This window comes from Legionella sp. W05-934-2 (genome assembly GCF_964199965.1).
Lineage (GTDB): Bacteria > Pseudomonadota > Gammaproteobacteria > Legionellales > Legionellaceae > JAFIFT01.
In genome coordinates this window covers 230,950-256,007 of sequence record NZ_CAXMZT010000003.1, presented here as the reverse complement: position 1 = coordinate 256,007, position 25,058 = coordinate 230,950, and the positions used below count along the sequence as shown (strand labels likewise).

Sequence of the window (25,058 nt, the reverse complement as noted above, 5' to 3'; positions counted from 1 at the left end):
ATAACCCCTCATCCGCCCGTTGGGCACCTTCTCCCCATGTCTGGGGAGAAGGGAACATGAAGCAAGTTATTTTGAAGTTTAGTGATGTCTTTTAGCTCAGCTTTTCTAAGACGACTAATCCCCACTCATTGTCGGTATTTTGATAAACGACACGGCAATCAGATTGATAGTGTTTAATGATAGTATCACATTGATTTTCTAAAAGACCAGATAATACCAATGTTGCTTTGGGTTTGCTCCATGCCATAAATTGATCGCGATATTTTAATAAAGGATCTAGCAACACATTCGCAAGAACAACATCGACAGGCTCCTGAATAATCGTTTGTTCCCCAATAATCAATTGGTTTGGGTGATCACAATCATTTTGCATTGCATTGTTTTCAGTTGCCTCATGGGCTTGGGGGTCAATATCAACTGCAAAGACTTTTTCTGCGCCTAACTTCAAAGCAGCGATAGCTAATATGCCGGACCCGCAGCCAAAATCAAGGACAATTTTGCCAGCAGGGGGGTGGCTATCTAACCAGGTTAAACATAAAGCAGTCGTTGAATGGGTCCCTGTGCCAAATGCTAATCCTGGATCGAGCTGAATATTAATGGCATTCTCATCGGGTGGGGTTGTCCACGAGGGACAAATCCATAATTTTTTGCCAAATTGCATGGGATGAAAATCATCCATACATACCCGCTCCCAAGCTTGGTCAGCCACGTTGACAATGGCCATATCACCATAAGAGAGGTTTTGTTGTAGGATCTCTCGTGCGAGTTCGGCTTCATTCTGCGTCGAAAATAACGCGGTGACAACCGATTCGGGCCACAGCGGGGTTGTGCCAGGTTTGGGTTCAAAGATGGGGTTATCGCCTTGATCGGTACAAGTGATTGATAAAGCCCCTAAGGATTCGAGTTGTTCCGATAAGGCATCGACTTGTTCTGTATCGATATCGGTGATGGTTAATTCATAATAAGACATGGTTAAAATGGTTCTTCTGCTAACATTTTTTCTAGATAGTGAATGTTAGTGCCACCCTCGATGAAGTTCTTATCATGGAAGATATGTCGATGCAATTCAATGTTCGTTTGAATGCCCTCAATAATGATTTCATCCAGCGCATTGCGCATTCGCAAAATGGCTTCTTCTCGCGTATTCCCATAACTGATTAATTTACCAATCATGGAATCATAATGCGGGGGAACGGTATAGCTGGCATAGATATGCGAATCAAAACGGATGCCAGGACCTGCTGGTTGATGCAATATGTCAATGCGACCAGGGGATGGGATAAACTTCCTTGGATCTTCGGCATTGATTCGGCATTCAAAGGCATGGCCTCGCCATTGGACATCTTCTTGTTTGATGGAAATTGGCATTTCGCATGCGATTTTAATTTGCTCTTTAATTAGGTCAATGCCGGTTACCATTTCAGTGACAGGATGCTCCACCTGTATCCGGGTATTCATCTCGATAAAATAAAAACGGCCATTTTCATAGAGAAATTCAAAGGTCCCCGCCCCGCGATATTTTAATTGACGGCAAGCATTGACAACGGTTTCGCCTATTTGCTGGCGGACATCATCGGCAATGCCAGGGGCTGTTGCTTCTTCGACGACTTTTTGGTGCCGTCGTTGCATAGAGCAATCGCGCTCTCCCAAATGAATGGCATTTCCTTTACCATCGCCCAACACTTGAAATTCAATGTGCCTTGGCGTTTCTAAAAATTTTTCCATGTATACCGTTGCATTATTAAACGCCGCTTTGGCTTCACTTTGAGTGAGTGAAATCGCGTTTAATAAGGCCGCTTCCGAGTGGACAACCCGCATGCCTCGACCACCGCCGCCTCCGGCTGCTTTAATGATGACCGGGTAGCCAATTTCATGCGCTAGCCTTAAATTTGTCTTATCGTCGTTGCCCAGGGGGCCACCGGATCCTGGCACGCAAGGAACACCTGCTTCTTTCATCGCTTTAATGGCGGCGACTTTATCGCCCATGATGCGAATCGTTTCTGCTTTTGGACCAATAAAATGAAAGCCACTTTGCTCAACAATTTCAGCAAAATCGGCATTTTCGGATAAAAAGCCATAACCTGGGTGGATAGCCACGGCATCGGTAATTTCAGCGGCTGAAATGATGGCTGGGATATTTAAATAACTTTTACTTGCAGGAGCAGGGCCGATACAAACGGATTCATCGGCTAAACGGACATGCAATAAATCTTTATCGACTTCAGAATGGACCGCAACGGTTTTAATCCCAAGTTCTTTGCAGGCCCTTAGGATACGCAAAGCGATTTCACCTCGATTGGCGATGACAACTTTATTAAACATAGCCTACCTCTTATTCCACCACCAACAGCGGTTGATTAAATTCTACGGGTTCACCGTTACTGACTAGAATTTGCTTAACTATACCGCTTTTATCCGCTTCAATCTCGTTAAACATTTTCATGGCTTCGATAATACAAATCGTATCACCTACTTTGATGGATTGACCGACGGTCACGAAGGGTTTTGCTTCAGGGGAAGGCGAGCTGTATAAAGTGCCTACCATCGGTGAACGAATGACATGACCTGACTCGTGCGCTGCTTTCGCCGCTTGAGCTTGGGTATTGGGCGATTCCATGGGCGCAGACACAGGGGCCGGTGTTCCAACAACCGGTGTATGCATCACCGTTTGGGTTGGAAGGGCATTTACGTGTTGGCTTAAGCGGACAGAGGTTTCACCTTCTTTAATCTCGATTTCAGAAATACCCGATTTGACTAATATTTCAATGAGTTTATTAATTTTACGAATATCCATGGTTACATATCTCTCAATTCTTCAAATGATTAATCGCTGCTTGCAGCGCCAAAAAATAACTCTCTGAGCCAAAGCCTGCGATGATTCCAACGGCTATGTCAGAAAAATAGGATTTGTGACGAAACGGTTCACGTTGATAAACATTGCTTAAGTGAACCTCGATGAAAGGAATGCTGATGGCTAATAATGCATCGCGTATGGCAATGCTGGTGTGGGTAAATGCGGCGGGATTAATCAAAATTATGTCGCATTTTTTGGGTGTTAATTGATGTATAAAATCAATCACTTCCCCTTCATGATTGCTTTGAAATGTGTTAACCTTGACACCGTTTTTTTCACCAATGGATACTAATTGGTCGTTGATCGCTTTTAAGCTTTCATGACCATACACATTGGGTTCACGCTCCCCGAGCTTATTTAGATTAGGGCCATGAATAACATAGATTGATGTCATGGTTTATTAATAGGGTATAAATAAAAATTACAATTATTATGACTGATAATAAGGATAATGTCCACTTATAAGAAGTTCTCTGCAGATCTAAACAAAATTAGGCTTTTTCTCTGCAAGTTTTCCTAGATAAATGACTAAATTTACCGCTATGTTACATTTTCCCCATCCGTTTTCAACTGGTTTTAATAGTGGAAGATTGATATACTCGCCGCCAATCGTATTGATGGAGTGAAGGCGTGTTTGTCATCACAGGTGGTGGTTCTGGCATTGGCCAAGCGTTAGCAATTGCGTTAGCGAAACGTGGTCAGTTTGTGATAATTACCGGTCGTCGCATAGAAGCGCTGCAACAAACAGCCTCAGAAAATGACCGGATTTCTTATATCCAGGCAGATATCAGTCATGAAGAAGGCAGAGCGGTACTGGTTGACTACTTAAGCCGGTTTAAACAGCTGACTGGATTCATTCATAATGCGGGTATTATCGACCCTATTGCGCCAATCAAAGATCTTGCTTTAGATTCGTTTCGCCAAAATATGGCAACGAACGTTGAAGCACCCTTATGCCTCAATCAATCATTATTAGCCCAATTGAAAGGCGGACGAGTTTTGCATATTGGTTCAGGTGCGGCTTACTTCCCAGTAAAAGGTTGGGCGGCCTATTGCACATCGAAAGCCGCTTTATCGATGATTACAAAATGCTGGCAACTCGAATGTGACGATCCAAGTTTTGCCTCGGTGATGCCAGGCATCATCGACACACCCATGCAAGCAGAAATTCGCCACAGCGATTGCATGGATTCTGAAAAATTGCATTTTTTCCAAAAACTTAAGCGCAACAATCAATTGATAACCTGTGACACGGTTGCGCTTTTTCTATCATGGTTGTTATTGGATGTGGACAAACACACGTTTTGCAGTCAAGAGTGGGATATCTATGACACGAGCCATCATCGTCAATGGTTACAGCCGCCCCATCATGTACCAACGTTTGAGGAATAACGAGTGAGTGGATATCGACTTTATCATGCCAATGTTTTGTTGCCAGATGGCAGTCAGAAATCAAATCAGACCGTTGTTATTAAAGCCGATACAATTGCTTGGGTAGGGGCGGATAATGAGTGCCCCGACGACTATCAAAGCGATCAGTATCTTCCAGAGGATTGTTCTGGCCATCTCTTGACCCCTGGATTAATCGACTGCCACACGCATTTAGTTCATGCTGGCCTTCGCAGTCATGAGTTTCGTTTGCGTCAACAAGGTTTGTCGTACGCTGAGATTGCCAAACGCGGCGGTGGCATTTTATCCACAGTAAACGCCACTCGCGAGGCTTCAAAAGAGCAGTTATTTGCAGAAAGCTTGCCTCGATTACAAGCACTCATCGATGAAGGTGTGACAACTGTTGAAATCAAATCGGGCTATGGTTTGTCTTTGCAGGATGAACGTAAAATGCTGGAAGTGGCTGATTTGTTGGCCAAGCAGTGTGGCATACGTATCGTTAAAACGTTTTTAGGTGCCCATGCAGTGCCTCCCGAGTATCGCGGGCAAGCACAGGCGTATGTTGATTATTTATGTCAGCAAGTGTTACCTGTTTTAGTCGATGAAAACTTATGCGATGCAGTGGATGTGTTTTGTGAAAACATTGCCTTTGATTGTGAGCAATCCCAGCAACTCTTTGAGTATGCTCGAACCCACCAATTGGCAATAAAGTGCCATGCAGGGCAATTATCGGATATGGGGGCTGTTGAACTTGCTGCCAGTTATAACGCATTATCGTGCGATCATGTGGAACATGTGTCAGAACAAGGATTGATAGCGATGCAACAACATGGCACAGTGGCCGTGTTGCTGCCGGGGGCTTTTTATACCTTACAGGAAACGCATAAGCCACCGATTGCCCAATTTCGCCAGCGACAAATTCCCATGGCGATCGCTTCGGACGCTAATCCAGGCACCTCGCCAACTGCTTCACTGCGATTAATGATGAATATGGCATGTCAATTATTCCATTTAACGGTTGAAGAAGTGCTGCAAGGTGTGACCGTTCATGCTGCCAAAGCATTGGGACTTTGTGAGCAACTTGGCTGCCTAAAATCCGGCTTGAAAGCGGATATTGTACGCTGGCATCTGGATGATTCCGCTGCACTTTGTTATTATCTTGCCTCTCCCATTGCCCACCAAACGATGATTGCAGGCAAATGGCAGTCTAATAGCCGATGAGGTCCATGTTTTTATGATAAATCATCAGTCGACAGGAAGCCCAATCCCTGAAATTACACTGCGGGTGATCGTTTTAGCGATTTTGCTGACCATCCTATTAGCCACTTCCAATGCCTATCTTGCCCTTAAGCTAGGTATTTTAACCTCGGCCTCCATTCCTGCTGCGATCATTTCCATGGGGGTTTTACGTTTTTTTAAACAACCGACTATTTTAGAACACAATTGTGTGCAAACAGCGGCTTCTGCAGGAGAGGCCATTGCTGGTGGTATCGTCTATACCATTCCAGCTCTCATCGTGATTGGCTATTGGCATCATTTTGATTATTGGACAAATTGCTTAATTGCCTTAATCGGAGGCGTTTTAGGGGTGTTATTTTCCATTCCTTTTCGAAGAATTTTGGTCAATGATAAAAACTTAAATTTCCCAGAAGGAAGAGCCATTGCCGAAGTTTTAAAGACCAGCGATGCCAGTAAAGGGGTCAGCGATATCGGTTTGGGCGGCTTGATAGGTGCTGCGATCGAGCTTTGCCAAGTGGGCTTAAAAGTCGTTGCCAACAGTTGGCAAGTCTGGTTTATCACGGGTCGATCCATTGTGGGCCTGGGAGCGGGATTTTCAGCAACCATGATTGGTGCTGGATTTTTGGTTGGTTTTGATATGGCCATCAGCATTCTGATTGGCGCTTTAATCAGTTGGGTTATTGCCTTTCCTATTTTAAGTCCCCAATGGGTTGATCTAACCAAATTCACTTCTGCGAGTGAGGCGGCTGCGATCTTGTGGAATGAGCATATGCGCTATTTAGGGATAGGTGCTATGATTTTTGCAGGCATATGGACTTTTGTGAAGCTATTGCCACCATTACTTGACAATGTCAGACATTCTTTACGTCGTATTGGCCGATTTGGACAGTCTCCTTATACTCGAGTTGATCAAGATATTCCCCTATTCTATTTATTGATTGGCATTGTATTGACCACTGTTTTAATGGGTTTTCTATTTTATTATTTGTTTCCGGTTCACCAGATGGGTGCGGATAATGCCAGTTTAATATTGACGGTATTGGCCATTGCTTATGTGCTAGTTATTGGGTTTTTATTTTCGGCAATGACAGCCTATTTTTCAGCAATGGTCGGAGTGACCGCCAGCCCTGGTAGCTCGGTTGTGATTGCAGGTATGTTGATGGCAGCCTGGGGTTTATTGAGTTGGATGAATCACCATCTTCCCCTTCCTTTTAACGAGGAACAGTTGCAGGCAGGTGAAGCAATCACTATCATCATTGGCTCCGTTGTCACGGGTATTGCTGCAATTGCCAATGATAACTCACAGGATCTCAAAGTTGGCTTTCTCGTTGGGGCTACTCCTTGGCGGCAACAATTAATGTTACTGTTGGGCGTGCTTGTTTCTTCGTTAGTGATACCACCGGTTATGCAGTTGATGTTTTATGTGTATGGGATTGCTGGCGTGGTGCCGGATGCAAGTATGGATGTCAGTCAAACTTTACCAGCACCAACGGCGGTGTTGCTGGCAGCTATCAGCAAGGCTGTCTTTACCCACACACTCCCTTGGAGTACGTTATTGATCGGCGCAGGGATTATCGTTTGGATCCTTGTGCTCGATAAACTTTTGCAATTACGGCGCTGGATAAAATTATCCATCCTTGGTGTTGCCATTGGCATGTATTTACCCATGAGTTCCTCCGTGCCAATTTTTTTCGGAGGCATGATGGCAAGGTGGATCTCATCCGCATTAGCAAAGCAAAGTAAAAACTCAACCAACCACACTAATCGGATGCAGCGAGCTGTGCTTATAGCCTGTGGGTTGGTAGCAGGCTCAGCGCTTATGGATGTTTGCCTAGCCATCCCGTTTTCAATATGGCACAGCCCTGATGCTTTGATGGTAGCGGGTCCTGGCTGGAAGACGCCAGGATTGTTATTAGCGCTCATCTTCACAATGGGACTGGCAATTTGGATTAAAAAGCGGGTAACTAGCGACATTCCCTAGCACATCTTCAAACGCACAATTGAAAAGTAACTCCGATTTTAAAATCAGAACTTACGAAAAACCCCAATCTCTTCGTTAATAAGTGTTTTAATTCGGTCATTTAGTTAATCTAAACTCCCACTTTAACAACTTTTTTTGCCTCGACCTTGGAGTTTTTCGTAAGTCCTGAAAACCCCTCAAAAGAGCCGTTGAGGGGTTTTATTTCTGACTTGCTTTTAAGATTCTTTCGTAAACAGCAGACCAATTGGCATCCAAAGGAGGAAGACGAATTGCAATGGCTAAGGCCTTTGATTTGTCGGCGACTCTCAATTGATAATAAAGCTCATAGGCTGCTTGTTCAGCAGATTGAGGCCACTTAAAAAATAACGTTGGTTCAATAAGTCCTGGGTTTTCGTAATCGATTAGGTATAAAAGCGGATTGTGTTTGGCAAGCAGTACTTGTCTTTGCTCATCCGTTTCAAAGGTAAACAAAGGCTTTTGGGGTTGATAATGATCGTTAAGTCGCCCAGATACTCTTAGCGGATTATCGGATTTAAGTGTGGCTATTGCAACGACTTGATTGATATCCGTTTCTTTGATGTGCCCATGACGGAGAATTTGAAATCCATTGTCTTTTCGCGCATCAATAATGGTCGACTCGATGCCGATTTCACAGCGGCCGCCATCCACAATTAATAACGATGCGTTAGTGAAACTATCCGCTACATGCTCGGCAGTTGTTGGGCTCACTTTTCCATAGGGATTGGCAGATGGCGCAACCAACGGCGAACCAAATTGGCGAAGACATGCTAAAAAAACAGGATGATTTGGGCTGCGAACAGCAACGCTTGCTTGTCCACCGCGCACGAGCGCTGGAATTTTAGACTCATCACAATTGAGGACAAACGTCAGAGGCCCTGGCCAAAAGGCATCCATCAATTTTTTTGCATAGTCAGGAATATCTGTTATCCACTGTGTAAGATCCCATTCAGGGGCAACATGGAGAATTAATGGGTGGTCCAATGGTCTATTTTTTAATGTAAATACCGCCCGAATAGCCGATTCATTTTGAGCATTAGCAGCTAGACCATAAACGGTTTCCGTTGGTAAGGCAACGGGGTGGCCTAAACGTAAATTTTCAATAGCTGATTGGATGTTAGTGGTAATATGACTCATGAATTGATAGCAAATAGTAGTGGGTTAGGACTTACAAAATCGATAACCTATTATACCCAAGTAACGTTTGAATTCAAGCTGGGCTTTGATCAAACACATGCCCGTATTCAATTGAGGTAATTTTTTGTCCCATGCGAAGAAAAAAATCACAAAATAACGTTTGCATTTCTCAGAATGTGCTATAAATTAAATTGGGTTGGTTGATAATAAGAAAAATGTCAGCGCAATGATTTACTTTTTGTGAACATTAGGTGTTGCTAGTCTTAATCAGAATTTGACATTTTTGTGGCTGAATTTACCCGGATTTAACGTCTTTCATTTAACAGTTAAACAAAATGATTCTTCGTTTCGAATGAGATAGTGGCATTTTTGTTAAGCAGTGCCTTTGCTTTTTATCATTTTGAAATCGATGCGAGCATCATTTTGTTCGCAAATGTTGGAATAACGCTGTTTTAATTAAAATTTTTTTGTGGTAGCTTAGTTGGGTTTGGTCTGGATTAACTTGGGTATATTGGACCGTGATAGTTTTTTCAGCCATATCAAGTGTTCATCGAACACACGGATTGGGCTATGAGTTCTGTCCAAGAACTATGACAAGGAGTTTTTTATGCACTACACACTCAAACTTTCCCCCCTTGCTTTAGCAATAGGTATTGGATTTTCAACCGCATCAGTCGCAGCAACGCAAATCGATTTACATAAAGCTTCGTTTAATCAAATACGGACTCAATTTTCGATTGCCGATACGCAACAACTGAAAATGGATAAAAATGCAATTCAATTCTTGAAAAAGCATATCGACAAAAACAAAATTACCCATGCTCGCTATCAGCAATATTATCATGGCGTAAAAGTATTCGGTGGCCATGCCATATTTCATGGGAAAGCAATGGATAAGCTTTCGTTAACCGGAGCGCAGCCTGCTAAGATGAATGGCCGACTTTATGCAAATCTTGCCAATGAATTGGGTGAGCCAAATCAATCGTTCCATAGCAACGCCAACGTTGCTTTGAAAACCTTTTTAAAGGCCTATGCTGGTGAGTCGTTAAGTGAAGAATCAGTCACACCAATGGTTTATATTGATGATAAAAATAAAGCACATTGGGCCTATGAAGTCAGCGTATTGATTTCTTATCCCGATAAGATACCGGCACGTCCAACGGCTATTATCGATGCCAATACGTTCAAACCATTTGTGCAATGGAATAATCTGAAAACCATTCATGAACCGGTAAAAGGGCTTGGATTCGGCGGTAATGTTAAAGTTGGTAAGACGGAGTTTGGTAAAGAATTGCCAGCCTTAGATATTACGCGGGATGCCGAGTCTCAAACTTGCTTCATGGAAACGCCTGACATTAAAGTGGTTGATATGGAAGGGCGCACTTCCCATTCGTTGGATGCTGCCACATTCCCCTGCACCATTGAGCAACAATTGTCGCAAAATTATTTTTGGACGGGCGTTAATAATGACGGGTATGACGAAATCAATGGCGCTTATTCACCTATAAATGATGCAATGTATGCGGGCATGGTTATTAAATACATGTACAAAGATTGGTATAACTTAGAAGTATTAACCAATTACGATGGTTCTCCCATGCAATTAGTAATGCGCGTCCATTACAGCCGAAACTATGAAAATGCTTTCTGGGATGGCAAGAAAATGACATTCGGTGATGGTGGCTCATGGTTGTATCCTTTGGTATCATTAGGGGTAGGTGCGCATGAAATCAGCCATGGATTTACTGAGCAACATTCTGATTTATACTACTTTGGTCAATCAGGTGGCATGAATGAGTCTTTCTCAGATATGGCCGCAATGGCTGCTGAACATTATTCAGTCGGTAAAGAGACTTGGATGATTGGATCTGAAATTGTCAAAGACGCTTTTGGCGAAGAAGCTTTACGTTACATGGATAACCCAAGTCGTGATGGCACTTCAATCAATACGGCGGATGACTATTATGGTGGGTTGGATGTGCACTATTCCAGTGGTGTATTCAATCGATTGTTTTATTTAATCGCAACAAAACCGGGCTGGGATGCGCAAAAAGCCTTTGATGTGATGGTTAAAGCAAACATGGACTATTGGACACCGTATTCCAATTTTGATGAAGGCGGTTGTGGCATCTATTGGTCTGCTCAGGATTTGGGCTATAACCAAGATGATGTCATCGATGCACTCAATCAAGTTACCATCAAAGTAGAAAACTGTTCAAAGAATGGTTAATCAACCAATCATGAGTGATAGAGGGGCTACTCAATGAGTAGCCCTTGACTTCACGCCAGCAACTTCATTCATTCGCCAATATAATTTCTGCCACAGCATGTGGATGTTCCATATGGATGTGATGGCCACCTTTGAGGTGGTATTGCTTTAGGTTAGGGACAGTTTTGATTCGTTTGGCCATCATCGTTTGATTATATTCAAATCCCTCATTGGCCCAAATCAGTCGTGTTGAGGCGGTGATGTTAGCTAAGCAACTTAGAATTTGCCCTTCGGTTAAATACAAGGGGGTTGGTGTGACTAATCGTCGGTCATGGCACCAAATATATTGTCCTGAAGAGATGCTAACGCCTCGCTCACACAGTATTTTAGCTAACTCAACTGAAATATGACCCCGTTTAGCTCTTGCTTTCGCCGCATCCTCGATGGTGTCGTATGGGCGGATAACCTGACTAGCACCGCTATTATGATGGCTTAAATAACGCGATAATTGCTCGCTACACATTTGCTCAGGGGCCGAGAAGGGGCCCAATCCTTCAATTAAAAATAACTGGTCAATTCGCTCTGGGGCAACACCTGCCATTAAACTAGATAAGCAGGCACCCATGGAATGGCCAAGTAGATTGAACTGTCGATACCCTAATGCTTCTATCGCATCAAATAGGGTGAAAATGCCATCGACAAAATGGTAGTGACACCCTTGGGGCAGGTGCGATGATAACCCATGTCCTGGTAAATCAATAGCCACCACATAATAGTTTTTAGACAGCATAGGCGCGATAGGTTTAAATGAATTTGCGTTGTCTAACCATCCGTGAAGGGCAATTAATACAGGATTGTCTTTATGTCCCCAGGTTCGGCATGCAATGGTGAATCCAGGTATTTCAACGGTTAAGTCTGTCATGATAGTGATTACCGGGTTTATGGGATTATATGCAAAAGCGATAACCCTTGAAAAAGTATCTGCTAAAAACACAAAAGTACGCTATGATCATAATGGCTGTTGATAATTCGTTTGTAAATAATAAATTATCAAACCCATTATTTGAATCAACGATATGACTGAAATGACGAAACAGCAACTCTCGATCATTACCTATAATATCCATAAGGGATTTGGTGTAGGGCGAATGCGCTTCTTATTGCCTGAAATGCGGCAGGCATTAAATACCATGTCGCCGGATTTCATTTTTCTACAAGAAGTCCAAGGGGAACATAAACGCCGTGAAAAACGGATCGAAGCTTGGCCAGAAAGTCCTCAAACTGAATTTATGGCAGAAAACGGTTGGCCTTATCACCTATACGCTAAAAATGCAGTGTATCAATCAGGTCATCATGGTAATGCCATATTAAGTCAACATATCATCGACTCGCATGAAAATATCAATCTATCCTCCTATAATCGGGCGTCTCGTAGCATATTGCATGCGCAGGTCAACATTGATGAAACCGTATCTAAACCCGTGCATTTGCTTTGTGTGCATCTGGGATTGTTTAAGGCAGAACGAAAGGAACAAGCTAAAGCGTTGATGGCTCGGATTGCTGAAACTGTACCAGAAGGCGAACCATTAATCATGGCGGGGGATTTTAATGATTGGCGCCAGCAGCTTTCGATACCATTACGCGTTGAACTGGGTATTGAAGAAGCTTTTTCTTACATGCAAGGCGATCATGCACGTTCGTTCCCAGCCATTCGACCTTCCTTGTGTATCGACAGAATCTATTTCCGGGGAATGCAAGTGGCGTCGGTACAATGTTTAAGTGGCAAGCCTTGGCGAATGCTCTCGGATCACTTGCCATTATATGCTCAATTTTATCTTTAGATTGCAGTTTCTTGAATTCGCCCTGCTTCATCTAACAGCTGCGCAAGTTCGCCTTTTGCCTTTTGGTTTAAGTTAATGATTTCTTTTTCTTGGTCGAAAAATTCAAACGATTTTTCTAATGTTTCGTTGTCATGTTTGGTAAACGCCTTCGCTTTTCGTTCAATTTCTGCAGGGGAATAGGCAAGATCGCGCAAGATCTTCTCAGCCATACTTAAGGAAGAGTCAAATAATTCTCGTTTAAAGTAATTGACGCCTGCGCGGTGCAACTCATAGGCATGGCGCCGATTGCGCGCGCGGGCATAGATTTTTAAGTTAGGATAGAGTTGTTTCGCCAGTCGGACAACCTCCAAATTTACGGTGGCATTTCCGATAGCAACGATTAATAATTTCGCGTTTTCAGCACCTGCATTGGCAAGGTGTTCTGGTCGTGATGCGTCTCCATACCAAGCGTGATAACCAAATTTTCGTAATAATTTGATTTGTTCAGGATCTTTTTCTAATACCGTTATATGGATTCCTTGGGCATTGAGAAAACGGCCTATTATTTGGCCAAACCGACCATAGCCAGCTAGTATAATGGGATGTTTTTCACTGATTTTATCAAAATCACTGGCTGGGAGATTAAACAAGATATTAGGCTCAATATATTTCTGGTAAAACAGAATAACAAAAGGCGTTGTTGCCATGGATAAAGCCACCGTTAGCGTAAAAAAGCGGCTGACTTCGGGGGTGATGACGTGCAAACTAAGTGCATATTGCAATAAAACAAAAGCAAATTCGCCACCTTGTGCTAAAAAGAAAGCAAATGCTAGCGATTGGTATTGGGTTAACTTAAACAGCCTGGCAAGCGCAATTAATAGGATGAGTTTGACACTGATTAACCCAAACAGTGCAAGCAAAAACTTGCCAGGGTGAGTTGCCAGAAGTGGGAGGTTCATGCTCATGCCCACTGTGATAAAAAACAAGCCTAAGAGCAACCCTTTAAAGGGCTGTATATCCGCTTCTAATGATTTTTTATACTCCGAGTTTGCTAACACAACCCCGGCGACAAATGCGCCAAGCGCAGGTGATAAGCCAACTGTTAACATTAACAGCGCGATACCTATAACCAATGCTAGCGAAAATGCCGTAAATAATTCGCGTAAGTGTGTTTTTGCGATAATAAAAAATAAATAGCGAGATAAATAACGGCCAGAAAGGATGACCAAGGAGATGGTGGTTAAGTCCAGCAAGGCAAGTTGCCAACCGGTGAGATGCCATGGCAAATGATTGGTATGCAAGTTAGCATGATTGCCAGTTGATAGGCCTAATAATGGCAGAATAATCAGAATGGGAATAACGGCGATATCTTGAAAAAGCAAGACGGAGAAGGCACTTTCGCCTTCCATGGTTTTTAATAAATTATTTTCTTGCAAGGTTTGTAACACAATGGCCGTCGACGATAATGCCAACGCCATGCCAATAGCCAGACTCATTTGCCAGTGATAACCGATAGCAATGCCAATTGCAGTGAATGCAAGACTGGTTAGTACGACTTGGAGGCCGCCTAAGCCAATGATGGCATGGCGTAAGCGCCAGAGCATGGAAGGTTCGAGCTCTAAACCAATAAGAAAGAGCATCATCACCACACCAAACTCAGCGATATTCATGACGCCTTCTGCATCACCCAGAATACCTAAACAATAGGGGCCAATGATTATACCGACCAGCAAATAACCGATCACGGAACTTAAACGGAAGCGATTGGCAATAGGAACAATAACGCAAGCAGACGCTAGGAAAATAAAAATTTTAAAAAGAATTGATACGTCCATCCAGTTTATCCCAGAAGATTATTCAGGTTCACCAAATTTATTGGATATCAGGGAGGTCATTGCCTCAGCCATATGTTCTTCATCGGGCCCGTCGAATATCAGAACAATATCACTGCCGAGAGGGGCTGCAAGCATCATGACGCCCATAATACTTTTGCCGTTGACGGATTGGTTGCCCTTTTTGACAGTCAATTGACTTTGAAACCGGTTGGCCGTCGAAACGAATTTAGCCGACGCACGAGCATGCAATCCGAGTTTATTGATAATGGTTAACTGCTTTTCAATCATAAGCTTTAAAATAGCATGACGTAAGTTAATGCACAAATGATTTTTAGTGATGTTATTTAAAATTGGTTATGACCTTAATCCGGTGAATTTTGGCTGCAGTACTTTACTGCAGCCAAAATTAATTAGGTGTATTAAGAGGACGATGAAGAATCATTCTGACCCAGGGCTGAGCCATCGGGTTTGTTTTGATTAGCAATGCCTAACAGGATGGCCGAATTTGTTAGCAATATTCGTTCTTGAATTTGTCGATTGAGATAAAGCTGATAGTTGATTTCTGCCAGTAAAATGGCAATTTCTTTTTGCACGGATGCTTGTGAAGCGGTATTGATTTGTTGAAGCCACTGGGTATTGTTATCTTGTAAATTGGATGGATTTAATGCTAATCGATTTGTAGCCATTTGAAATTCGGATAATGCTTGAGATGATGGGTTTTGAGGTAAGCCGGTAGCGGTTTGAGGCATGCGCTTTGCTAGGCTGAAATATAAGTTACTTATCCCTAATGACATTTGCGCAGTATAGTAATGTAGTTGGGCGAAATAAGTGCTCAATGTTTTATTGGCTGTGAGCTGCTCTGATTGAGTGCTTTTTGAGCTAGTCGCTGTTTGGATAAGCTTATAATATGAATCAGAAGTTGGTAGCGTTGGCCGTAAAATGGTTCCTGATACGTTGCGTATAAAGTTTTGGGCTGCCTGTGCTTGACTTAATGCTAGCAAACCTGGGTTTTTACCACTAGAAGGCGTTGGCGATGACGTGGTATTTTGGTTTTGTGCTTGAGATTGATAGACGAGCGGTCCAGTTAAGGAGTTAAAATTAAGTTGAGGTAATTGAGCTTGCAGCGTGGAAAAATTAAAGAAGGCGGTTGTGTCTGTTGGTAAAGTGCCCAACGCTTGAGTGACAACGAGCCCTTGGCTCATTGGTTGGCATTTAGAGTTGACGGTTTGGTCGTTGTTTATGCAGAAACTATCGTTGGGCGTTCCTAGCAAATTTAATATCTCTTGGCTAATGGGGTCTTTCTGATAATTCTGCTGATCGATACTGGCATTGACTGAGACACGACCTTGATTGCTTTGGTCTTGGGAATAGGATGCATTGTTAAAAACGGCGTTGAAAAACTCGTTATAAGAACTTATCCCTTGAACCGCACTTGGTGTGAATTGGCCCATGGTCGAATTGACAGGCAGAGACCCTAAAAACCATACAACACTATTCCCGTAGAAGAGTGTTGAAATGGAGATATTTTCGATTAAGCTGCTATTAACATTAGTAGGGGGGGAGTTTAAATTATATCCCAAATACCCCCCTAGGTTTAAAACTAACTGCCCCAAATTTTGGAAGCCTCCTTCCCAAGGGTTACTGTCACCGCTTGAAAAATTTTGAGAATAGATTGGTGTTGATAGTGTCAAAACAGCGACAAGGGATGTCATTGGTAAAAAGCGTTTAATCATTAATCTTCTCCTTCCAGCGCTTCAGTGATTAGGCGTAATCTGTCTTCAGAAAAAATACGGGACAATAGACGAAAGCGCTCAAAGGCAATGTTGCGCTTCAAAAAAACACCGGCAGGATCGTCATCGGATAATGTTGTATCTTCTGCATGGACTAATACCTGTGATGCACTACCTGGTTGCACCGTATCAATTGCTTGTAGTAGCCTTAGTCCCCGACCCGTTTTAATATTGCCAACAATGCGAATAAAAAGTGCTTGTTTTTGCAGGGTATTCACATCTATCCCATCCATATCATCAAGCTCCTTTCCCAATTTTTCAAGGGCTTCTTCAAGGAGGGGATCGCCATCAAGGGTAAAATTTTCAACACTTTCCATAAAAGTTATGACCCGATAAATACTAGGGTCCATAAACTCAAACCAGTATTTTGCCGAGGCTTTTTGACTAAGATCAGGCATATTTTACTCTTTTTTTACTTAAAAATTACCATTGTAAAGGATACAACCAATTAGTACTATAGTATATTAGTTAATATAACGCTTCATTATTACAATAGTAAAGATTATGCAAAAAAGAAAACAATCCCGTATCCGTTCGATATTTGGAAGAGTCTTTAACTTTCGTTATTGGGTGGATTATGATCGGTTGAAAGGCTATAGTCTCTATTTATGGAACGGCTTTAAACGATTCTTTGTCCCCCAAAATCAACAGGGGGCGGGTAGCCAGATGCAATTTGATAAAGCAATCAAAGAAATGAATTTGAGTGAGGCCGATTTAAAAAGTCGCGAGGTTGCTTTGATAAGGATGAGTCGATTAATGGCTATCCTGGCAGGATTTATTTTTTTATATAGCTTTTATCATTTATTTTATGGCAGTTTACAGGCTGCGTTTTTGTGTTATTCCGTTACCTTAATTGCGGTCGCATTAGCCTTTCGTTATCACTTTTGGTATTTTCAAATAAAAGAGCGCAAGTTAGGATGCTCGTTTTCGCAGTGGTTTCGAGAGGGATTATTAGGGCAAAAATCATGAAGAAACTGGGCTTATTACTGTTATCGCTATTCTACCCCGCTTTGTTGTTCGCACAAGATCAATCCGGCGGGGGCTCGCTCAGTTTTGCACCTCCGCCTGGTGACTATTCAGTCGTTTTTCTTGGTAATATTTTTGGTGTCGTTGATGGTGTTCTCCATGGCTCTGGTTCTCAAATTATGGGCACCATGTTTGGCGTCTTTAACTCTGCCGTTTTAGCATTAGGCGGCATTGTCATCATGTACACACTGACTGTGTCGACTATGAACACAGCGCAAGAAGGCCAGTTTCTTGGCCAAAAATGGTCTTCAATTTGGGTGCCTGTTCGTTCAACATTAGGTCTTGCTCTTTTAATACCCAAAGCATCGGGCTATTGCATGATGCAAGTGTTTATCATGTGGGTGGTGGTGCAAGGGGTTGGTGCAGCGGATAAGATTTGGGATGCGGCACTAGGCTATCTTAATCAAGGTGGCGCCATCATAAAAGCGCAAATGAAACCGGCGGTTTCACTGACTGCGGGTGGTACGAGTGTGGCACAAGGTGCTTTTGTCATTTTATCTGGACAAGTTTGTATGGCTGGTATTCAGCAGATCTTATATGAACAACGTCAGAGCTTGATGGAGCAAAAATCGCAAAAAATTGGTCCTTGTTACGGTACACCGAGTAGCACTATGGCTCCTATTTGTAATGCACAAGTCCCGGATCTCGTTGGTTCTGTCAACGCAGTTTCATTTCAAACTAGCCAAAAAACTGCGAAAAGTTTTACCATGCCTTTGCCCAATTTGGACTCAACTTCTCCCTACTCAGTGCTTAACGGTATATGCGGCTCTCTCACCTGGAATGCTTTTTCGACCGGAAGTGTCGCTGGGCTCGGGCTTAATTCAGGTGATCTGCAGACCATGGAAATTTCTAGAGCGATCGCTATTCAGCAAATGTACACTGACTTGGCATCCATTGCCCAGCAAATTGTGAGCAATGATCCCCAGCTTAATACCTCGGCTGTGAGCACAACCCAGCAACCTTTTTCCCCGGTTGCCACTGAACAGTACGGTGTTCCTTATAGTATAAATGGAAACGTATGTACCTCTGATGATATTGCCAACAATCAATGCGTGAGTTGGGGGAGTGCCAGTAGCTCAACAACCAGTTCCGCCCCATTATTTAATGGCACGGCATTTCAAGGCGCCGTTCAAGATTATAATGCAGTGATGCAACCTAGCTTAACGTTAGTCCAAGAAGCCACTAACAAAAAAAATGCTTCAAAGGAAAGAGAATTTATTAAAGGAGCCGAACAACAAGGCTGGATTTTGGCTGGGAGTTATTTTTGGGACTTAGTCCAATTAAATACCTCTGCCATGAATGCAGGCAGTAATCTAACTGATTCCGACACAGGCCTTGATGGGTCAAAATTTTCTGTATCGACAATGACCAGTGCTTTTGGTAACGCTGGTACCTGCGCGGGGACTTATCAAATATTATGTACCTGGCTACAATCGGATGTTACCCAAATCAATCAGCTTAAGGGTCTTTTTGATGCATCTTCTTTTTCGGGGACAGCCATTCCGCAACCTAATACGAGTCAATCTGGCGGTGAGTCTGTTAAATCCATGTTGGCGAAAGCCCTAGAGTCTGGCCCTATTACAGGACAACAAAGTGCCACAGTTTTTGGATTTATTACCAATTCGCTTAAAGTGCAATTGCCTGATCAGCCTGGTTTTAAGCCACCTTCGTTTAATTTGCAAATTAAAATCGATTTGGACGGTAGTTTACTCTACTTGCCTTCACAAAACTTTAGTTGCGGCCATGTTCCGTTGCTAGGTTGTGTTGGCCGCTTACTTGGGAATTTATTTTATAATGATATGATTCGAGTATTTTTAAACTTTTTCTTGGATTTGATATCTAAACTTTTAGATACGGTTATATTTGCATTCATATCATTGCCGCTGGAGGGAATCGCTGAGATATTTAAGCAAGGGGTGTCTATTATTGAGCAACCGAACGCCAATCCAATAGTGGCCCTTGCTAATATGGGAACGCAATACATCAATTTTGCCGGCGACCTATGGATTTTATTAATCGAAGTTTCACTGATTGCGGCTATTCCCTATGTCGGTGGGGTCATTTTTGCAATCATTGCCCTAACGTTCCCCTTACTATTTGCATGGCTTGGCACCATGGTATCCATTGGCTTTATAACGGCCTATTATATTCCTTTTATGCCCTATATGATCTTTACATTTGGTTCGATAGCCTGGTTGATGGCTGTGATTGAAGCAATGGTGGCTGGACCAATTGTTGCTTTAGGAATTACTCACCCAGAAGGGGATGCCGCCTTAGGAAGAGGCGAGCAAGCATTGATGATTTTATTGAATGTTTTCTTGCGCCCTGCCATGATGATTATTGGTTATATCACGGCTATCGCTTTATCCTATGTCGCTGTCTGGATACTCAATGCAGGGTATCAAAATGTCGCCAATTTTATATTAGGAAGCGATACCGGTGGTGGCTTTTTAACTACCTCAAGTCAGGGTAATTATGGCTTTGGAGATCCCACAAAGAAGATTAACGATACGTCAACGGTTCAGAGCTTAGCAGGGACGATTAATCCAAAAGGTTATACGAGTTGGGCTGGCATTTATGGTTTCTTCTTTGTGATTTTGATGTATACCACCATGTATATGATTATGGTACAAAAATCCTTTAGTTTGATTACGATGCTGCCTGATAAAGTATTACGCTTTATTGGAGGACCACCTGAATCAGTTGGACAAGAGACAGCCCAATGGGGTCAAGAAGCGCAACAAAAAGTCCAAGAGGGCGCGGGTGCGACACAAAAAGCCTCGCAAGCCATCGACTCGAAGCTAGGAGGCTATGCGGAACAAGGGATTGGCAAAATCAAAGGGGCGGCAAGCAGTTTTGCTGGTGCACAACCCAACGCAAAGGCTACCTTCTCGGGTGATAACGAGTAAGCCTGGGTGTTTCAACCTTGTTATGCGACCTATCCAAAAAGATAGTGTCGAGACATCAACACGTTATTGGTCATTTATAATATTCAGAAGCACTGCAAACATCATGTGTCGCAAATCAAAAAAGTACTATCTTTAATACCCCATACTACCTTTAAATGCCAAGGTGTAAGATGAAATATATTCAAACATGGTGTCTATGGTTGAGAAGGTTGCCTCGAAGTTGAGGGCTAAAATCCCTGCAATTAAAAAAGTAAACCCCTTTGCACCATGCTGAATTCCTGGGTTACTGGCATTCACCAATAAGGAAATTCCGCGGACAAACCATATGACGCCAGCTGTTTGAATGATTATCACCATGGCTCCAAGAACATCAAACGGGTTGACTTTTTGATAAGCAAGAAGATTATCAGCGCCAAAAGCTGTCGCTGACGCTGTTTTAATGGCACCGGGGATATAGATGAGCGCTGCTCCTCCTAAGAAATAAGCAACGGGGACAAGCATGGGTAAATGAGAGGATGAGCGGGCTCGGTAGTCGGCTATGATTTTTAATTTTTGGATACCAATCATGAAAAAAATAATACCCAAAAGATAACCAAAGCCCGTGACTAACGCTTGGACTGGCACTGCGGATTGACCCAAATGGACAAGTATTGAAGTAAAACTATCATCGTTCATAGTTAAATTATAGCCTGCAATGGTTGCAAAGCATATTTTTTCCCCTATTATATGGGGTATTTGTTCGATTATAAAAGCGGATTCTATGAAAGTTCAAACATTTCCTATCACTCTGGTTGAGTCGTTTATGCTTTCCCCCAAGGTTAAGCATTTTATTTTTGCAGCGGAACATAATCCGCCATTCCAGTATAAGCCTGGTCAATTCATTACCATCCATTTTGAAAAGGATGGTAATTCATTGAAAAGAAGTTATAGTGTTGCTAATCCGCCAAGGGGCGATAATCGCATTGAGTTTGCAGCAGGGTATGTTGAAAATGGACCGGGCACCGAGTTGTTATTTAACCTAAATCCTGGCGATCAAATTAATATTAATGGTCCGTTTGGACGGTTAATCTTAAAAGAGGAGTTGCCAGGTCGCATGATCCTAGTGGCAACCAGCACCGGTGTTACTCCCTATCGGGCAATGCTACCGAGCTTAAGACACCTGCTTAAAAACAACACGAGTCTTGAAGTTGTCATATTGCAAGGTGTCCAACGCCGTGATGAGGTCCTCTATGCGGATGAATTTCAGGCATTTGCAAAGGAATTCAGCAATGTAACCTTTTGTGCTTGCCTTAGTCGCGTTGAGGCTACAGAGCTGCAAGAATTTGAACGAAGCGGCTATGTGCAACATTGCTTTGATGACTTAGCGGTAAATCCTGGTAGGGATTTAGTCTATTTATGCGGTAACCCAGGTATGATTGATGATTCGTTTGCTCTTTTAAAAGAAAAAGGGTTTGAGACACACCAAATAATACGTGAAAAATATCTATCACGATAATCACGCTTGACTCAGAAAATGCTATCTTGGCGATACATTATTAAAAACATACCATTTGATTAAAGTAGGAGACAATATACCATGAGTTTTGACGATTTAGAGTCGACAATGGATCACTTGCTACAACCGGGCAAGGGATTTTTGGCAGCTGATGAAAGCACGGGCACGATCGGTAAGCGCCTAGCCACAATCGGCCTTGAGAATACTGAGAAAAATCGACGTGATTATCGTATGCTAATTGCCCAAACCCCGGGATTGTCAGAGTATATTCATGGGGTTATTTTATACGAAGAAACGTTTACCCAAACTGATGATAACGGAAAATGCCTAGCGCAGGTATTTGCTGATCAAGGTATCACACCGGGTATTAAGGTCGATAAAGGACTGATTGACTTGGTTAATACCGATAGTGAAAAAGTTACTCAAGGATTAGATGGCTTAAATGAGCGTTTGCAAACGTTTAAAAAACAGGGGGCAACGTTTGCAAAATGGCGTAACGTCTATAACATTGCCGACAACAAACCTAGCTTAACAGCCATCAAAGCGAACGCGGAGACGTTGGCACGCTATGCGGCAATTTGCCAACATAATGGGATTGTCCCTATTGTTGAACCCGAAGTATTGATGGATGGTGACCATAGTATTGAGCAATGCGCCGAAGCACAAGAAATGGTCCTTCATGAGCTGTTCCATTCCCTCTATATTCATCAAGTCGCTTTAGAATATATGGTGTTAAAGCCAAGCATGGTCACCTCAGGAAGTGAAGCGACGCCTTTTAGTTCGCCTGATGAAGTGGCGCTTTATACGATTAGCGTCTTTCGCAATAATGTTCCAGCGGCAGTTCCTACCATCAACTTTTTATCGGGTGGCCAATCACCTGTTGTAGCGACAGAGAATCTTAATGCCATGAACATGCTCGATGAGCAACCTTGGTTATTAAGCTTTTCCTATGGCCGCGCGTTACAAGAAGATTGTTTAAAAGCTTGGGGTGGGAAACCGGAAAATATCCAGGCAGCCCAAAAAGCGCTATTGAAACGAGCAAAACTCAATAGTCTCGCAAGTTTAGGGGATTACCGTTCAGATATGGAATAATGATTGAGACAATTGTCTGGTTCCTTTTCTTTGAATTATTTATCGAACCGTCGGGCCAAGGCCCGACCTACACGTTAAGTCCAATGGCAAGGATTGCATTGAGACGGTCTAAATTTGCAATATAGCTCAAATAATCTACAATTAGATTAAATCAAAATCAAAAGGTGGATTTATGAGATGGATTGCAATTGTCCCTTTAGCTTTGTTATTGTCCGCGTGCGGAACACTTTATACGAGTGAAGTCGTGTCTTATCGAACAGTTACAGTTGACCCTTCACCCCCAACGTTTGTCATTGTCGATGAAGCCCCTGTTGATGTGACGATGACAGAGATTGATTATTACTAGGTAATCAGCGCCGACAGTATCCTTTTACGTGAACGTTTGCGTTACCGAAAGATCATGACTCTAGCAATAAGACTCTGTTAGTTTTCTAACAGCAATTTTTTTAAACTCGTCGATAACTATTTATTCTGTTTTTAAATATCGACATTTCAGGTTGACAAGATTAAATTCGGTAACGGAGACGCTAACGCAAACGTTCACGTAAAAGGGATTTTATTTTTATAGGTAGTCCCTCGATCAGAAACCCTCAACGGTTGCGCAAACCACAAACCTAAGGCATACTGCGATTTTGAAACAAACAAGGAGTTTCTATGCGCAAGTATGCTTTTTTGGCTGCATTGACGCTATCTGCGTCAGTACCTGTATCTCATGCAAATCACAATTTTATTATCAAATTCAAATCCCCCCATCCATCGTTGGCAATGTCTATCAATTCAAGCTTGAATTCACTAGGCTTGACAGCAAACGAGGTTAAACCGATGGCGGGAGGTACCTATGAGGTGAGCGTGCATGAGAAAAAGGGAATTAAAGCAATGGATGAGCAAACATTGCTTAGCCAATTGAACCAACGGTCCGATATTGAGTATGCAGTCATAAACCGTCGTGGGCAGTTTAAGCCTTTACCAAAACAATCTTACCAAGATCCTATGTTAGTTTTAAGCCATGAACTGCAGTGGGATGAGTTTTCTGCACCTGAAGGGATGATGCTTGAATCAGCACCTGGCAAAATGGATGGCGCATGGGCTTATTCGCTGGGTAATGCGAAACGAGAAGTGGTTGTTGCTGTGTTAGATACAGGCCTTGAGGCCCATCCTGATTTGATGGGTAATGTTTTTCATGACGAAAATGGTGATATTTACGGCTGGAATTTTGTCGCCAATGATATGAATTTGGCAGATGAAACGGAGTCCTATCATGGCACGCATGTGGCAGGGACAATTGCTGGTTATGGTAATATCATGCAGGGTGTTGGCCCTTCGATGAAAATTTTACCAGTGAAAATACCCGCTGCCGATGGTATGTTTTATGAGAGTAATGTGGTCAATGCGATTTATTGGGCGGCCGGTGCTGATGTGCCTGGCGTACCAAAGAATAAGCACAAAGCACGCGTTATTAATATGAGCTTTGGTGTGGATGAGCATCCCGGCAAAGAACGAAGCTATTGTGATCAGGCATTGCAAGAAGCCGTAGATTACGCACGCCAACATGGTGTTGTGGTTGTCGCAGCTGCAGGAAATGATAATCATTGGGAAAATTTTAATGCTCCAGCGATATGCAGTGGCGTGGTACGTGTGGCTTCCACTGGCCCATCTGGCTTGCGTTCCTATTTTTCAAACTATGGCCCATCCGTTGCCTTCGCAGCGCCGGGCGGCGATCAGCGATATGGCACAGATGGTGGTATCTTATCAACGGTTAAACCAGGCGAAGGATATTATGGTTCGGGGTATGATTTCTATCAAGGAACCAGTATGGCCTCCCCACATGCTGCGGGCTTGTTTGGCTTAGTTGATTCTGCTTCCCCAAGGCGAATGAGCGTGGTTGCGCTTGAGCAATTGCTCTATGCCACAACACATGATTTTGGCGCATCATCAAAGGTCACAGAATCTTGCCAAGGGAAGATGCCATGTGGGCACGGCATCATTGATGCACTCAATGCTATCTCAGCAGTTAGTAAAGGTTTTACCCACTTCTCCATCCCTTCTGAAGCGGTGAAAAAAGGTGATCCAGCTTGGCGCCCAGTGTCTGATATGGCAAAACTTCAAACAGCCATGAAAAATGCACCAATTTGGCAGGCTAAGCAAGGTCAAATATATGCCAAGGTCAATGGTAGCTATTATCAATTCACCGCACAAAACCATCAACGTTGTGAAGTTGTTGGTTTTGACGGGGTAGGCTGTTCTGAATAGCATATAGAGGAGGG

The 25,058-nt window shown here is 42.9% G+C and carries 22 protein-coding genes; 11 read left to right on the top strand and 11 right to left on the bottom strand.

Annotation, left to right across the window (positions count from 1 at the left end):
* Nucleotides 1–91 precede the first annotated feature (91 nt).
* The 4 genes from prmA to aroQ are packed head-to-tail and all read right to left on the bottom strand — an operon-like array spanning nucleotide 92 to nucleotide 3,248.
* Entirely contained in the window at nucleotides 92–970 is an 879-nt protein-coding gene (prmA, locus tag AB3348_RS04795; RefSeq protein ID WP_367606429.1) for a 50S ribosomal protein L11 methyltransferase, read from the bottom strand.
* A gap of 2 nt (nucleotides 971–972) precedes the next feature.
* Nucleotides 973–2,322, bottom strand: a complete 1,350-nt coding sequence (accC, locus tag AB3348_RS04790; protein WP_367606428.1) for an acetyl-CoA carboxylase biotin carboxylase subunit — start codon at nucleotides 2,320–2,322, stop codon at nucleotides 973–975.
* A gap of 10 nt (nucleotides 2,323–2,332) precedes the next feature.
* Nucleotides 2,333–2,794, bottom strand: coding sequence for an acetyl-CoA carboxylase biotin carboxyl carrier protein (gene accB, locus AB3348_RS04785; RefSeq protein WP_367606427.1), 462 nt, complete (start codon nucleotides 2,792–2,794; stop codon nucleotides 2,333–2,335).
* 13 nt (nucleotides 2,795–2,807) lie between these two features.
* Nucleotides 2,808–3,248 (bottom strand): type II 3-dehydroquinate dehydratase, encoded by a 441-nt coding sequence (aroQ, locus tag AB3348_RS04780; RefSeq protein WP_367606426.1) that lies wholly within the window; start codon nucleotides 3,246–3,248, stop codon nucleotides 2,808–2,810.
* 236 nt (nucleotides 3,249–3,484) lie between these two features.
* Here aroQ and AB3348_RS04775 point away from each other — a divergent pair, with 236 nt between their 5' ends.
* The 3 genes from AB3348_RS04775 to AB3348_RS04765 are packed head-to-tail and all read left to right on the top strand — an operon-like array spanning nucleotide 3,485 to nucleotide 7,463.
* Nucleotides 3,485–4,246 carry an SDR family NAD(P)-dependent oxidoreductase gene (locus tag AB3348_RS04775; RefSeq protein WP_367606425.1) on the top strand — a complete coding sequence of 254 codons (762 nt, stop codon included), beginning with the start codon at nucleotides 3,485–3,487 and terminating at the stop codon, nucleotides 4,244–4,246.
* 3 nt (nucleotides 4,247–4,249) lie between these two features.
* Nucleotides 4,250–5,464 carry an imidazolonepropionase gene (gene hutI / locus AB3348_RS04770; protein ID WP_367606424.1) on the top strand — a complete coding sequence of 405 codons (1,215 nt, stop codon included), beginning with the start codon at nucleotides 4,250–4,252 and terminating at the stop codon, nucleotides 5,462–5,464.
* A 13-nt stretch (nucleotides 5,465–5,477) separates the two neighbouring features.
* Nucleotides 5,478–7,463, top strand: coding sequence for an OPT family oligopeptide transporter (locus tag AB3348_RS04765; protein ID WP_367606423.1), 1,986 nt, complete (start codon nucleotides 5,478–5,480; stop codon nucleotides 7,461–7,463).
* 198 nt (nucleotides 7,464–7,661) lie between these two features.
* Here the strand turns inward: AB3348_RS04765 and AB3348_RS04760 are convergent, their stop codons facing one another.
* Nucleotides 7,662–8,618 (bottom strand): L-threonylcarbamoyladenylate synthase, encoded by a 957-nt coding sequence (locus AB3348_RS04760; protein WP_367606422.1) that lies wholly within the window; start codon nucleotides 8,616–8,618, stop codon nucleotides 7,662–7,664.
* Nucleotides 8,619–9,225: 607 nt separating this feature from the next.
* Between AB3348_RS04760 and AB3348_RS04755 the strand changes: the two genes are divergently transcribed.
* Complete coding sequence (locus AB3348_RS04755; protein WP_367606421.1) at nucleotides 9,226–10,848, top strand: M4 family metallopeptidase; 1,623 nt, start codon at nucleotides 9,226–9,228, stop codon at nucleotides 10,846–10,848.
* 64 nt (nucleotides 10,849–10,912) lie between these two features.
* On the opposite strand, the gene AB3348_RS04750 is transcribed toward AB3348_RS04755, so the two are convergent.
* Complete coding sequence (locus AB3348_RS04750) at nucleotides 10,913–11,749, bottom strand: alpha/beta fold hydrolase (RefSeq protein WP_367606420.1); 837 nt, start codon at nucleotides 11,747–11,749, stop codon at nucleotides 10,913–10,915.
* Between the two features lie 154 nt (nucleotides 11,750–11,903).
* On the opposite strand from AB3348_RS04750, the gene AB3348_RS04745 reads away from it, so the two are divergent.
* Nucleotides 11,904–12,668 (top strand): endonuclease/exonuclease/phosphatase family protein, encoded by a 765-nt coding sequence (locus AB3348_RS04745; RefSeq protein WP_367606419.1) that lies wholly within the window; start codon nucleotides 11,904–11,906, stop codon nucleotides 12,666–12,668.
* Here the strand turns inward: AB3348_RS04745 and AB3348_RS04740 are convergent.
* From AB3348_RS04740 to icmW, 4 genes are all read right to left on the bottom strand, one after another.
* Nucleotides 12,665–14,482 (bottom strand): monovalent cation:proton antiporter-2 (CPA2) family protein, encoded by a 1,818-nt coding sequence (locus AB3348_RS04740; protein WP_367606418.1) that lies wholly within the window; start codon nucleotides 14,480–14,482, stop codon nucleotides 12,665–12,667. The genes AB3348_RS04745 and AB3348_RS04740 overlap by 4 nt on opposite strands.
* Before the next feature lie 18 nt (nucleotides 14,483–14,500).
* Nucleotides 14,501–14,770, bottom strand: coding sequence for an HPr family phosphocarrier protein (locus tag AB3348_RS04735; protein ID WP_367606417.1), 270 nt, complete (start codon nucleotides 14,768–14,770; stop codon nucleotides 14,501–14,503).
* 131 nt (nucleotides 14,771–14,901) lie between these two features.
* The gene (locus tag AB3348_RS04730; RefSeq protein ID WP_367606416.1) at nucleotides 14,902–16,215 is read right to left on the bottom strand and encodes a type IV secretion protein IcmX; all 1,314 of its coding nucleotides are present in this window, start codon (nucleotides 16,213–16,215) and stop codon (nucleotides 14,902–14,904) included.
* Nucleotides 16,215–16,670 carry a type IVB secretion system protein IcmW gene (gene icmW / locus AB3348_RS04725; protein ID WP_367606415.1) on the bottom strand — a complete coding sequence of 152 codons (456 nt, stop codon included), beginning with the start codon at nucleotides 16,668–16,670 and terminating at the stop codon, nucleotides 16,215–16,217. Before icmW ends, AB3348_RS04730 begins: the two co-directional genes overlap by 1 nt.
* A 106-nt stretch (nucleotides 16,671–16,776) precedes the next feature.
* On the opposite strand from icmW, the gene icmV reads away from it, so the two are divergent.
* Nucleotides 16,777–17,241 (top strand): type IVB secretion system protein IcmV, encoded by a 465-nt coding sequence (icmV, locus tag AB3348_RS04720; protein WP_367606414.1) that lies wholly within the window; start codon nucleotides 16,777–16,779, stop codon nucleotides 17,239–17,241.
* On the top strand, nucleotides 17,238–20,207 hold the full coding sequence (gene dotA / locus AB3348_RS04715) for a type IVB secretion system protein DotA (protein ID WP_367606413.1): 2,970 nt from the start codon (nucleotides 17,238–17,240) through the stop codon (nucleotides 20,205–20,207). Before icmV ends, dotA begins: the two co-directional genes overlap by 4 nt.
* A gap of 132 nt (nucleotides 20,208–20,339) precedes the next feature.
* Here the strand turns inward: dotA and AB3348_RS04710 are convergent, their stop codons facing one another.
* Complete coding sequence (locus AB3348_RS04710; RefSeq protein ID WP_367606412.1) at nucleotides 20,340–20,882, bottom strand: type IV secretion protein IcmC; 543 nt, start codon at nucleotides 20,880–20,882, stop codon at nucleotides 20,340–20,342.
* Nucleotides 20,883–20,967: 85 nt separating this feature from the next.
* Here AB3348_RS04710 and AB3348_RS04705 point away from each other — a divergent pair, with 85 nt between their 5' ends.
* From AB3348_RS04705 to AB3348_RS04690, 4 genes are all read left to right on the top strand, one after another.
* Nucleotides 20,968–21,702: a ferredoxin--NADP reductase gene (locus tag AB3348_RS04705; RefSeq protein WP_367606411.1), complete on the top strand. Its 735-nt coding sequence runs from the start codon at nucleotides 20,968–20,970 to the stop codon at nucleotides 21,700–21,702.
* Nucleotides 21,703–21,783: 81 nt separating this feature from the next.
* A complete protein-coding gene (locus AB3348_RS04700) occupies nucleotides 21,784–22,794 on the top strand; it encodes a class I fructose-bisphosphate aldolase (protein WP_367606410.1) in 1,011 nt (336 codons plus the stop codon).
* A 172-nt stretch (nucleotides 22,795–22,966) separates the two neighbouring features.
* On the top strand, nucleotides 22,967–23,140 hold the full coding sequence (locus AB3348_RS04695; RefSeq protein ID WP_367606409.1) for a hypothetical protein: 174 nt from the start codon (nucleotides 22,967–22,969) through the stop codon (nucleotides 23,138–23,140).
* A 308-nt stretch (nucleotides 23,141–23,448) separates the two neighbouring features.
* The gene (locus tag AB3348_RS04690) at nucleotides 23,449–25,044 is read left to right on the top strand and encodes a S8 family serine peptidase (protein WP_367606408.1); all 1,596 of its coding nucleotides are present in this window, start codon (nucleotides 23,449–23,451) and stop codon (nucleotides 25,042–25,044) included.
* The last annotated feature ends 14 nt before the right edge of the window (nucleotides 25,045–25,058 follow it).